Annotated in this window: 14 protein-coding genes; 6 read left to right on the top strand and 8 right to left on the bottom strand. The window is 57.5% G+C overall.

Annotated features, from left to right (window positions below; genetic code table 11):
• A partial coding sequence (locus IH881_18335) for a hypothetical protein (protein ID MCH7869658.1) occupies positions 1–284 on the bottom strand: 284 nt, incomplete at its 3' end.
• Positions 285–913: 629 nt separating this feature from the next.
• On the bottom strand, positions 914–1,426 hold the full coding sequence (locus IH881_18330) for a HEPN domain-containing protein (GenBank protein ID MCH7869657.1): 513 nt from the start codon (positions 1,424–1,426) through the stop codon (positions 914–916).
• 735 nt (positions 1,427–2,161) lie between these two features.
• On the opposite strand from IH881_18330, the gene IH881_18325 reads away from it, so the two are divergent.
• The 3 genes from IH881_18325 to IH881_18315 are packed head-to-tail and all read left to right on the top strand — an operon-like array spanning position 2,162 to position 4,016.
• Entirely contained in the window at positions 2,162–2,923 is a 762-nt protein-coding gene (locus IH881_18325; protein MCH7869656.1) for a TIGR04255 family protein, read from the top strand.
• A gap of 2 nt (positions 2,924–2,925) precedes the next feature.
• Positions 2,926–3,429 carry a hypothetical protein gene (locus IH881_18320; protein MCH7869655.1) on the top strand — a complete coding sequence of 168 codons (504 nt, stop codon included), beginning with the start codon at positions 2,926–2,928 and terminating at the stop codon, positions 3,427–3,429.
• Positions 3,426–4,016 carry a hypothetical protein gene (locus tag IH881_18315; protein MCH7869654.1) on the top strand — a complete coding sequence of 197 codons (591 nt, stop codon included), beginning with the start codon at positions 3,426–3,428 and terminating at the stop codon, positions 4,014–4,016. Before IH881_18320 ends, IH881_18315 begins: the two co-directional genes overlap by 4 nt.
• A 999-nt stretch (positions 4,017–5,015) precedes the next feature.
• Here IH881_18315 and IH881_18310 read toward each other — a convergent pair.
• From IH881_18310 to IH881_18295, 4 genes are all read right to left on the bottom strand, one after another.
• Positions 5,016–5,315, bottom strand: coding sequence for an AMP-binding protein (locus IH881_18310; GenBank protein ID MCH7869653.1), 300 nt, complete (start codon positions 5,313–5,315; stop codon positions 5,016–5,018).
• Positions 5,316–5,469: 154 nt separating this feature from the next.
• Positions 5,470–6,306, bottom strand: a complete 837-nt coding sequence (locus IH881_18305; GenBank protein ID MCH7869652.1) for an enoyl-CoA hydratase — start codon at positions 6,304–6,306, stop codon at positions 5,470–5,472.
• 54 nt (positions 6,307–6,360) lie between these two features.
• Entirely contained in the window at positions 6,361–7,206 is an 846-nt protein-coding gene (locus IH881_18300) for a PaaI family thioesterase (GenBank protein ID MCH7869651.1), read from the bottom strand.
• Between the two features lie 38 nt (positions 7,207–7,244).
• Entirely contained in the window at positions 7,245–8,342 is a 1,098-nt protein-coding gene (locus tag IH881_18295) for an alcohol dehydrogenase catalytic domain-containing protein (GenBank protein ID MCH7869650.1), read from the bottom strand.
• 298 nt (positions 8,343–8,640) lie between these two features.
• Between IH881_18295 and IH881_18290 the strand changes: the two genes are divergently transcribed.
• Genes IH881_18290 through IH881_18280 form a run of 3 tightly spaced genes read left to right on the top strand, consistent with a single transcriptional unit; the run spans position 8,641 to position 10,769 of the window.
• Positions 8,641–9,375: a TetR/AcrR family transcriptional regulator gene (locus tag IH881_18290; protein MCH7869649.1), complete on the top strand. Its 735-nt coding sequence runs from the start codon at positions 8,641–8,643 to the stop codon at positions 9,373–9,375.
• Between the two features lie 12 nt (positions 9,376–9,387).
• Entirely contained in the window at positions 9,388–10,155 is a 768-nt protein-coding gene (locus IH881_18285; GenBank protein ID MCH7869648.1) for an alpha/beta hydrolase, read from the top strand.
• 50 nt (positions 10,156–10,205) lie between these two features.
• Positions 10,206–10,769, top strand: coding sequence for a carboxymuconolactone decarboxylase family protein (locus tag IH881_18280; GenBank protein ID MCH7869647.1), 564 nt, complete (start codon positions 10,206–10,208; stop codon positions 10,767–10,769).
• A 126-nt stretch (positions 10,770–10,895) separates the two neighbouring features.
• On the opposite strand, the gene IH881_18275 is transcribed toward IH881_18280, so the two are convergent.
• Positions 10,896–11,171, bottom strand: coding sequence for a hypothetical protein (locus IH881_18275; GenBank protein ID MCH7869646.1), 276 nt, complete (start codon positions 11,169–11,171; stop codon positions 10,896–10,898).
• Between the two features lie 285 nt (positions 11,172–11,456).
• A partial coding sequence (locus IH881_18270; protein MCH7869645.1) for a DUF2071 domain-containing protein occupies positions 11,457–12,075 on the bottom strand: 619 nt, incomplete at its 5' end.

Below are 12,075 nucleotides of genomic sequence, written 5' to 3'. Positions count from 1 at the left end.
GCGCTGACGGTGCCGGTATCCCAGGGGAACCCCCACACGGTTACCGTTACGAAGGTGAACGGATATGCGGTACCTCCGAGGTAGGCCATGGCGGTTCCACCGACGGGGCCCCCGATGGGCGTTAGCGGAATGGGCGTGCGGTACGGGGGGATGTTCGTGAACACACCGAACCAGTTGTAGCTACCCAGCAGGTTCATGACGCCGCCGAACCGAGCGGGTCCACCCGAGAAGTTCACGCCAAACTGGTTGGCCGGGATGGAAGGCAGGGGCTTGAAAGAGGGCACGCCAGGTGCTCCCCCATCGAAAAAGTTTCCACCAGCGTTTGCACCCGAGAAATTCGTGCTCCGAAAATCCAAGGATGCGGGCGCGGGGGAAGTTTCGACCAGGGACGTCATCAGGGTGATTTGCCCGGCCGGCAGCGTAAACCCTGCGGGTCCTTGGCCGGAAAGGCTCGCTAAGTTGCCCGACGGCGAGTTGCCCATGACCGGAGGGTTCATAATAGAAGTACCGTAGGGAACCTGACGCTCCCATAAGCGGAGTTGAATTTCACTGGTGTAGAGTGCCGGGCCCGACCGTGCGATGCAGGGTGCAACCACGCATATTGCGATGCCAGCAAGAAAACAGAAAGTCCTTGAGCGAATACCTGTGGCCATTACCACTCCTCTTCTGTTGAGTTGTCCTCTGTACCTATACACACTCCTCTTTCGTCTATTGTAGCAATGCGACACGGCTCGGGGTAGTTCTCACCCCTCAAACAGCGTCCCCGAAGCCCGAATCTCCGCACCCTCGACGGCGACCAGGGCCTGGCCCGGGGGAAATATGATCGCTCGCTCCAGAGCCGATTCGCCCTCAGGCCGGTGGGGCGGGCGGGGGCGTGAAAGAGTTGATTGTGTTCCTGGAAAACGAAGCTTCGCTAGTCGATGGACTTGCGAAGCAAATCACGCCCGCCCTTTCTTACCTGGGGTGCGTATTCCTGCTGAAGCTCGAGTGGGAGAGTGTTGACGAGTTGCCTGGCAAGAGCCTCGAGCGCAACCAGGTCTTCCGCCAGGAACGGCTCGGAGGGCCCACCCGCTGGATACCGAAGAGAGTAGAACCTATTCACTTTCTCGAGGACGGCGACGCCCTCACTTGAGAATGTGATTTCGCAGTCGGCAGCCTCTAGAAGGTTGCGAAGTTTGTTTAAGTCGTGACAATTCGGGAACTTATTTGTGCGATAGAGAAGCAATGCCTTCAAAAGGAGTTCAATACCGAGATGGCCAAGGTACGCGGCGGAGTCGTAGCCAACATGTCCACAGCGAAAGAGGCAGCCCGCGGATTCCAGATGCCCATATGCGAAGTGGATAAGATCGCTCTCGGAGTAGCCGGCCTCTCGGGTGTACAAATTGAGGACCTGATTTTTCGGTCTATTCACTCCGGTCAGAAGCATTTCGATTCTCTGTGAGCCGACGGCCGGAGCGTGATTCAAGCTAGAGCATACAGTACACGAACCGACCTCGCGGTAGAATGCCTTGAGAGACCTCAATGAATAGTGTCTTGCAAGATTCATAGGAGAGTGTAGGATGGCGGCTAAATCGAAAAAGGGCGGCGCTCGCAAGGGGGCGGGCAGAAAACCGGGGCCTCCCGAGGCGAGGAGGAGCCAGTCCATCAGCGTCAGATTCTCGGTGCGCGAGTTACGGCACTTCGAAGCCGCCGCCGGTGATGTGCCTGTCTCAACCTTCCTTCGGACTCTGGCGCTCCGGTTTCTGGCCCGTCGCAAGAAGTGACGTCCTTCCCAACCATCAAAGGGGAAGACCATGGAACCGATTGAATCGATCGCCCTCGAGGCCAGCGCGAACCCGACACCCGCCAACGGCCCCTCGAACTATCAGGTGCCGGAGCACGAGAAGGGGGCGGAGGTATCGGTGTGATCTTCGCCCAGGTGCTAGAGCGTTCGCGCGGGCCGGGGGGGTAGAAAAGAGACCAACATGAGTCGCACGACGCCGAGCACTCGGACTATCCCCCTCGAATTGCGCAGTGTTAGGTTCAGAGTATTGGTGCATCCTCCGATGAATTGACTCGACTCCGCGCTGCCTCCAGCCGTATAACCCCTACCCCGGGGGGATATCGCGACGAGTCATTCGTTGTATATTTTGGTTCGCTAAGGCCGGAGAGGATTTCGCTGATGACAGAAATGCCAATGCTGAATCTTCCAAGTGTAGAGCGAGTGCAGTTCGAAAGAAACTTTATACGGACCGCGGCCTGCGAACTCCGGTTCCCGGCTTTGCTGAAGCTCGATTCCGATCCACCGATAAAGATTCAGCAAGCTCTTCGGAAGGAGTATCCAATCTACGAGATCGGGGCTTCGCTTGATATTGGTCCCGCTGGAGTTGACCGATCGAAGATACACCGATTCGTTTCCAAAAGGAAAGATTGGATTGTTGGCCTCAGCTCACATTCGATCGTGCTCGTGACAACCAACTACCAGAATTTCGAGAAATTCCGGGAGCGACTCCAGTTCCTAATCGACCGCGCGGTGCCGGAACTTGACACCGACTTCTTTACCCGCGTGGGGCTACGCTATGTCAATCAAATTCCGATACCGGAAAGTACGGATTGGAGCGAGCTCGGTGAATTGATCAACCGGGATCTAATCGCCCCGTTGATCGATGGTGTCTACGGTTTGATAGGACCATCTGAAAACACCGTTAGAGGTCGGACTGAAGTGGGTGGATATTCCTTTCGTCATGGGATGAAGCCAAATCCTGACAAATCGACGTGCTACGAACTAGACTTTGACTGGTACACGGAGAATGTTTCAGTTGACGATACGATCGAACTGGTGAGCATCTTCAACGAGAAGAACTTTCAGTTCTTTCATTGGTGCTTGGGTCATGAAGCTATCGAGTCGCTAGGTAAACCCAGTCCAAAGAACGAGGAGCGCTAAAGATGGCGGCACCGGAAACTACACTGCTTGCTGGGGAAGAGCCTACGAACCAGCCGACACGGTTAGACCTGTACCCCGATCACCATCGGACTGCGGCAAGTGAAGGGACGCAAGGCCAGATGACGTGGCCTCAATTGGTTCCGCCGCCCAACGAAACGCCCATTCACGGTTTGCTTAGCCCGTCTGTGATAGCAGGCACATCCACACTTGAAATGGGCATTGATGATGACGAGTACTTGGTTAGCAACTCACGGGAAGCGCGTACGTCTCGAGACCGAGTCCAGCTTCTCGCCAGAAAACACGTCGCCAACTCGTTCTCCTTAAACGAGTTGTCCACAGAGGAAGATGCTCGTCTGTTAATTCTGACTGAGAGAATTCGTAAGCTCGTGCCAAGTGCAACCGGCCTAGAAGTCGATGCAATGGAGAAGTTTGCGGAGGATATCGAGACATCAAAAAGGCAAATTGAGGAACGAGATCGAAAATATCGTAGCGCGGCGACTGATTGAACCCGTTCAAGTATCCGAAGACGCGACATCGACGCTCCCAGTCCCCGCCAATGTACAAAACCAATCGGAGCTTCAAGCCGTACCTTCGAAATGAGTTCGGCCGTCAGTGCGTCTATTGCCGCAAGCCGGACGGCTTCGACCCCAGTGGCTTCGGCGTAGATCACTACAAGCCCAAAGAGCACTTCCGGTTGCTTGAATTTGACTATTCAAACCTCTTCTATTGCTGCAACCGATGCAATAGTTTTAAGAGTGACTATTGGGATGATCAAATTCGAATCCCCAACCCGTGTGACGACATAATGTTCGAGCATCTCGGGTACAAAGGCGAGGTGGTAGAGGTCCGTCGGAACAGCAAGCGCGGAGAACGCGCCGTTGAAATCCTGGATTTGAACGGACCCGAAGCAACTGAAGTTAGAGGCTCGATGCATGCATTGGTTGCCGCCGCCGAGGTTCAACTAAAAGAGCTTGGCTGGCAGCGTTCCGAGGCACTTTCGGAATCCTGGGATATTGTCGACATCGACTCCATCGATGAACAAGTGTACAAATTGGAGACGAGCTTGGAACTTCTCTGTGCGACTGTCGGGTAGCTTTGTCAGTAGGTTGCAGGTCAGTTCTGCGTGCATCCTGTGACATTCAAATCGCTTCACATCTCAAACAGCGTCCCCGAGGTCCGAATCTCCCCAGCCCCGACGTCGACCAGGGCGTTCGAGCGGCGGGCCCTCACGGTGACGCCGAGGGTGCGTCGGTGGGCCAGGGCGTTGGTGCCACTGTAGCAACCACTGTAGCAACGCGGATCGAATAGGGGTGTCCAGTGGCGGTCAATGCTGGATCGTAACCTATTGATTTCGCACGATATCGGTCAATGCTGAACACCCCTCGACCAGCCTCCGAAGCTGGGGGTCAGAGGTGCTAAAGGCGGGGCGAAAACATGCTGGTTCGAGCCGTCCGCCACGTCAGGTCGGCGCCCAAGCGCGAGGTCTGGGGGAGACTCCACGCCTTCGAGATATTGTGATGGTGAAGAAGGGGCTCTCCCCGGAGGAATCTGAGGCCGCGATAGTGCGGATTTCTAGCGCCGCGAGAACGTGACTAAAGCGTGACCAAACTCGCTAGATTCACCTCTATTCCACCATCTAGGCGAAAAATAGAGCAATTTCGCGGAAAGATTCACGTTGCCAACGTGAGGGTCGCCAGTTCGAATCTGGTCTCGTGCTCCAAGAAACAAGAGCCTCATCGCATAGTTACGCGGTGGGGCTCTTTTCGTTTGTTGGCTTTGACACCAATATTGACACCAATTCTTGCTTGTCCCGTGGGGCAGTGGGCGGGGCCGGGTAGACAATGCAAATATCTTGGTCTGAAAATATCGATCGATCGCAGCTGCGAATCGAGTTCGATCGCGCTTGGGGTGCCTGTGCGTCCTCAATATCGGTGCGACGCGGAATTAATGGTCTTTTCCCTTCTCGATCTCGCCCACTCAACCACTCATGGTACGGCAACATCAGGCCCCGCATCGGCCAAATCGCATAGGAATCTGGGCCAATTGGCGGTCCGCTACTTGGCGGTGTGATGTGAAACCCCTCTTGAATCACCTATGCCCCCTGAGGGAGCAGATCGGCGTGAATCACGAGCGCCTTCACCCCCGCATCGATCAAGATGTGTCTGGCTTCATCTGCGAGAAAATGCCAATTGATGGGAACAGCATGGGCTCCCAAACGGCCCACCGCGAAGCTGGCTTCGAGAAAGGGAAAGTCGTTGCGCAGCATGATCGCTACGGAATCGCCGGGCCCTACGCCCATGGCGTCGAATCCGCCCGCGACGCGATTGGCCCGAGCAAACATCTCTTCGCGTGTGCGCTGGCGCGCACCACTGATGATCAATCCCCGAGTCACAGTTTCGCTTTTCTCCAGCATCCGGGTGGGTATACGGGGCCAGGCCTTACCGAATTGCGCCGCGTGGTGGGCAAACGTCGCACCGATAAGGCCCGGTCGAACACCTCGAGACCGAGCACCCACTCAACAGGAACAAGAACAACAAGAACAACGACTACTCAAAAATCAGCACACCCTGATCCAACACCACGGCGCCATCTTGATTCTTGGTCTGGAAGAGGCATTGATTGCCATCAATCCACATCGCGATGTTGAGATCATCACCGGGCATCACAGGGGTTGAGAATCGACCTTCCATGGACTTGAAGCGCGCCGGATCCGATCCACAGATCGAGTGAAGTAGAGCGCGACCCGTAAATCCGTAGGTGCACAGACCGTGGAGAATTGGACGATCGAAGCCGCCCATCTTTGCGAATGAAGGATCCGAGTGGAGGGGATTGCGATCTCCAGACAGACGATAGATCAGCGGCTGGTCGATGCGCGTTTCGTAGCGCAGCTCGTGGTCGGGCTTTCGATCCGGAATTTCAAAGGTCGACTTTGGACCGCGCTCGCCCCCCCATCCGCCTTCGCCGCGAATGAAGGCCGTCATCGTCGTCCTGATCAGAACTTCGCCAGATGCCTTGTCGGTGGATTCGCACACCAGGTCCACCGAAGCGGCTTTGCCTTTGTCCCAGATCGCCCCAATCTCACCCACTGTCGAGACGGTTCCCGATACGGGGATTTCGCTCAGAAGTTCGATCTTCTGTGCGCCGTGGAGCAACATTGCGGGATTGAAGGAGCCGAGCTTGTCGAAGGGCAGTCCCCCCATGCCGATGATGACGGCCATGGTGGGCAATACGCGCTGGGGCGTGTCTTTGGTGTTCTCTGTTGTAAATACGAGTTCGTCCACACCGGCTCCGACGCCGAGGGCATAGAGAAGCGCTTCGTTCGAGTCCCACGAACGCTCCGTCGGGGATCCTTTCATGCCGAGTGAATCGGGATTGATTGCCATTTTTGTTTTGTCCTGGGGGTTTGGGATGGTTGAAGAAGTACTGCGATTCGAAGCCTACTGCACGATGCGATAGAGCACCGTGCCTCGGGCCGTGACTTTTCCGTCCGCCACACTCGCAACCTCGACATCAGACCAATAAATTTCGTCGTCGTTCTGGACACAGCGACCGTAGGCGATCAAATCGCCCTTCGGAGCCGGGTCGAGGATTTGCATCTGCATCGAGGCGGTCGAAGCCTTGAACCTGCCGGGTCCCGACTCTGCCCAGGACGCCATCGCGCCGGTGGTGTCCAAGAGCGCGAGCACCGCGCCTTCGTGCATTCCCCCGCCGACGTCGCAATTGTTTTCATGCAGCGGCATCGTCAGGCGAGAAGTGCCTCCAGTCATGTGCTCGACCAGGATCAGGCGGTTTCCAATGAAGGGCACCGATTGGATGTGCGGCCCCATTACACCCGGGTCCGACTCGCCGTGATCACCTGCCGAAACAGGGTAGCCGGGTTCGGGTTTCGAAAAGCGCCCGCGCACGGTCGTGGTAATGCTCGCAATCGGCTTGCCTTCTTGGGTCTTCACGTCGATCGCCACAAAGCAGAGTTCGCGACCCCGACGAAGCAAGCGCGCCTCGGCGGTCACGTCCTCTCCAATTGCGGCGGCCAGGTAGCTGACCTGCATTTGTGCTGTATGCAATGGACCCGCTTCGTTTCCCAGTGCCGCCCGTGCGATGGCGTGGCCGGCGATCGCCCCCACCGAAGCCATGCAACCTCCGTGCAGCGCTTTGCCGGGATTCGAGTTCTCGTCCTGATAGGGGAGCAGCAAGCGGGCGCTCGAATCGTCGATGTGATCCAGCTTGAGCCCCAGAAATTTGCTGTAGGGCGACTCCTCGACCCAGCTCTTGATTTCGTCCATTCTTGATTTCCTTTCGGGTAGTGACTACAGATCCTGGGCTAGAACTCTGGAATCAGACATGAGTGAATCGATTCGTCTCCGGCAATCTCGCGAGCCAATGTCTTGATGGCCAACTCTGCGTCCTGGAGTTTGAAATCGTGGGTATGCATGATCTCGAAGGGGTAGCTTCGCTTCTCGAGCAGTCGAATGGCACTCGCATAGCCAGTGCGCGTTACCCCAATCGCCCCCTTGATGGTGAGTTCTTTGAGCACGACCTTGTCGGAAATGAACCCCGGGATCTCTTTGAAGCCCTTCATCCCCGCCAACACGATGGTTCCGCCCAGGCGCGCAAAGTCGATCGCCTGCACGACGGGCTGGGTGGCGTAGCTCGACACGTCCACGACGACGTCTGCCCCCCTGCCATTCGTGTGTTCCTTGATAATGTCCCGGGGGTTTTCGTTTTCGACGTCGATCGTGACGTCTGCGCCGAATTTCTTTGCAATCTCGAGCTTGTCTGCATCGGCCGCAAGCCCCGTCACAATGATCTTGTCTGCGCCGGCTTCCCGGCAAGCCAGCACGCTCCCGAGCCCGCGCTGGCCCGGCCCCATGATGACCACGGTATCGCCGGGACCCGTCTTGGGAATTTCAACCGCCCAACGAAAGCCGGCACCCAGGGGATTGAACATCACTGCGATCTCTGGAGGCAGAGTGGCATCGACCTTGTGGATCACCGCATTCGGATCGAGATACATGTACTGAGAGTACGAGCCCCAGAGCCCCGGATCGACGGACAGAGGGATGTAGGAATAGATCCGACGGGTGTCACATAAATGATAAGAACCGCCCATGCACGGACCACAGTGATGACAAGCAAGCATCGTCTCTACCGCGATACGATCACCGACGTCCACTCCCCAACGCTTGGCGGCTCGATCGCCTATGGCGACCACGGTTCCCAGGGGCTCATGTCCGGGAATCACGGGCATTGGAGTCCGAAGCACGCCCTCGAACTGCTCATAGTCGCTGCCGCAAATCCCGCATGCATCGATTCGCATGATGCCAGCGTCATCGGAGATGTCAGGCATCGGGATGTCCATCGCTTCGAGTTTGCGGGGCGCGGTTTGGACCATCGCGAAACTGGTCTTGGGCAGAGTCATGGATCTCCCTCCTTCTATTTATCTGTTTGCCTATCGCCTAACGATCCACTCATTGCACGGGATCGAGTCTGAATCGAGCAGCTGGCAAGAGCCGCTCTGCCGCCACCATTCGGCGCACTGCTCGGGCCCTCTCTTTAGTCAAAGCGGATCTCACAACCTCGATTCCCGCCTCTGGTGCTCTCTAGAAGGCGCGCTACATTAAGTCCAACATACATGTCGGGCTTAGTAGGTGCAACATCCTTGTCGGAGATAGCTGCCCGGAAGCTGGGAATGAGAAGCGGAGTCGGAGAACAATGAAATGACGAGCCGGCCCACCCCCGGGGAGGAAGCCCCTGTTGCGGATCGCAAAGCGAACTCCCGAGAGCGCGCCCAACGGAGCGACGCCAAGGCCTCCCGCAAAACGCTATTGGCCGCCGCCCGCGAACTCTTTGCCGAGCGGGGCCCCGAGGCCCTGACCATCGTCGAGGTTGCCAAGCGCGCGGGCCTGAACCGCAGCACCGCCTATCAGCACTTTCGCAATCGCCACGAACTCACCCAGGCCGTCGCCGAGCTGTTTGCCGATGACCTTCGCCAGATGATGCAAGAACCTCGCAACCTGGGGGAGCAGATCAACTTCTTCGTGCACTACTTCCAGGAGCATCCCGACATCGGACGCCTCTGGATGTTCCACCTCTTGATGGATCAGAACCGACCCAAAGAAGGTTGGGGGGACTACATCGGATCCGTGCAACGCATGGCCAAGAGTTCCCGCAGTCTGCCCGGTATCGATGGAGAGATGCTCGGACTGATCGGCATGTCGTCAGCTCTGATGTGGAGCGTCATGGCACCCCAACACTCCCAAGGCAAAGGGAGCACGCGTGCCGACACCGATCGCTTCGCTGCAGAACTCAAGCGTCTCTTCCTGGCCGGAACCCTGCGTCCGGAGTTTCTGACAGACGCCAGCCCGTACACCAACGCCAACTCCAACCCCGAGACGAGCACGGAGACAAGTACCACTACCAGCACCGACTCCGGCAATGATTCGATCGACTAAGAGGAACAACGCATGAGCGACGCAAAACTCGTCTCCCTTGGAGATCACTCGATCAATGTTCTGTCACAAGGTCAAGGTGAGCGGCATTTCACGTGCCTGCACGGCCTGGTCGACACCCTCGACATTTGGAAGCGGCTGCTCCCCAGCCTCGAATCCAGGGGACGGGTCACTCACATCGATCAGCGTGGTCACGGCGAATCCGATTCGCCGGAGGGACCGTACTCGCGAGCGGATCTCGCCGCAGACGTGAACGGCGTGCTCAAAGCGGAAGGAATCGACAAGACCATTCTTGTGGGCCACTCCATGGGGGGCATCGTCGCCATGGCGACAGCCCTCGAATATCCCGAACGCATCGCAGGTCTGGTGCTGATCGGCACAACCAGTGAATGCCGAGAGAAGGTCGCCGGTTGGTACGAGCGCATCGCCCTGTCGGGCGAAAACGATGGCAACGAAGGCTTGGTGCGCGCCATCTACGGAGAGAAGTCGCGCAATACAATCGCTGGTAACGCCCAGGGCATCGCCCATGTAACCCGCATGCTCAAGAGCTTGTTCAGCGATCCCCTCACTCCCAAGCTGGTGAATATTCAATGCCCTGCCCTGCTCGCCGTAGGCGAGAAGGATCCCATGGGTGCAAAGGCGAGCCACATCGTCCACGACGCCATGCCGGCAGGACGCGCACGGTTATTGCAAATCCCCGAGAAGGGACATTGGCTTCAGATCGAAGCCGTCGATGAAGTCGTCGCGGCCCTCGATAGCTGGCTCACGGAATGTGAGCTTTGACGATTGGAACATCCATAAACCATCCCGAGCTTCAATAGGAGCACCCCCCAATGGAAGCTTGCAGAGTCGATCTACTCACCCTTGAAGAAGCCAAGAAGGCCGCAGAGACCGTGAACGTGCCTTCTGCGTTGGCGGAGCTGAACGTCTTCCGCGTCATGCTGAACCGTCCCAAGACCGCCAAAGCGCTCTCGGACCTTCTTCTCTCCCTGCTCTTTGGCGGAGAACTAGACGACCGCCTGCGAGAACTGCTCATCATGCGGATAGGCTGGAGCACTGGCTCCGACTATGAGTGGACCCAGCACTGGAAAATCGCCCGAGAACAATTCGGCTGCAGCGACCAGGACCTGCTCGAGCTTCAGGGCGACTGGCGCAAGAGCGACCACTTCAGTGATGACGACAAGATCCTGCTCTCCGCCGTGGATGCCCTGGTTGAAGACGGCACCCTCACCGCTGAACTCACTCAGGAATGCATCGATGCGTTTGGCCAAAATGCCACCATCGAACTCACCACGGCCGTCGGCTGCTGGAGCCTCGTTTCAAAAGTTGCCAGGTCCCTCGCGATTCCCCTCGAAGATGGAATTGCGTCCTGGCCGCCAGAGGGTGTCCAGCCGTAGGAGTCTGCGCGATGCTTGCGGCACGATGAACCGCCGCAACCGGCCTGCCTCCCCTCACCACCGTGGATCGAGCCCCTCGAATAGAACTCGCCTAGAAAGAAATGGTCGCTACGCGAACTGTCCACCCTACCGCTCAAGCGGCTCGGCGAACTCAACAACCACCCCCGGACGTGACCTCAACCATCGCCGAACCGATGCCGCCTGGTCGTCACCGCTCACCTGATCCCAATCCGAAACAAGTAGACGACCGCCGTTCCGCTGCAGGAATCCGGCAACCTCGAAGGCGTCAATGAGCGTCGCGACTTTTTCGCGAGAACACCGGAGCGCAAGCGCCCACTCGTCGGCGGACACGTCCGAAACATCCTCGGTGCCCCGTACATCGACGACAAACTCAATCAACATCGCTCAAAGACCGACGGCGGCGATTGGCGGGAGTTCTAGGGCCTCTGCCAGTCGCATCACGTTTGGGTCATGTTGAGGTCTTTCGTAATCCACGTTGCCTCTCCCCTCTCTCTCGTCTCCCACAGTACCACGGTTCGAACCAGAAGCAGATTCACCATTCTCGCCAGCGTGATCCTTGAATCAATCGAAGCACTCTCAGTGAGCGCAGCCAAATTTGTTCGGCGTCAAGGGACGTCTTTGCCTATTGACAGACGGGGGCCTGATAGGTGTTGGACGGCAGGCGCGCTACTTGGGCAAGCGGCCTCGACGAACGACAACCGGAGAACCGTCGGCAACGAAGGCTGAGCTTGGTGGGCCAGAGAGCGCATCGCGAAATTCGGGTCCGTATAGCGAGGATACATCACACTCGAGCGACGCAGTCTCGGCGCGCCACACTCGCCACCGTGGATGCTCGACCTGGTATTCAACGGCGGAATGATTCGGTTGCTGTGCGTAGCCCCAATAGTGCTCGGTGATGAAGGCCTCTTCCGCGTCATCCTCAGGGAGGACCGGGCTCCCGGAGAAGGTCGCAGATACGCCCTCCCAGCGAACGTCGTGTCGCCATTCGTAGGAAACGCGATTCGACCCCGCTCCTTGAGAAAACTCGACATCGTGTCGCATTGGCAGTGCTCTGTAGTTCTCTCCGTAGACCTGGTTCGCGATGAGGGCGATAGCCCGCTTGGGAACTAGCTCCTGCACGAACACAACACCGCGGCGCCACTCGCCTTCGTTCTTGTGGCGCACATAAAACCGAAGATTGACCTCCTCGAAGTGACGATGAAACGGGATAGGAACGCCGAGTACGCGTGTTCGAAGAAACTGAAACCCGACGACACTCACGAAGGTGCGCCCGTGCCACGAGTCG

This window comes from Myxococcales bacterium (assembly GCA_022563535.1).
In the GTDB taxonomy this organism is placed as follows: domain Bacteria; phylum Myxococcota_A; class UBA9160; order UBA9160; family UBA4427; genus DUBZ01.
Note: the sequence above shows the minus strand (reverse complement) of the source record. Positions and strands in the feature narration are given on the sequence as shown.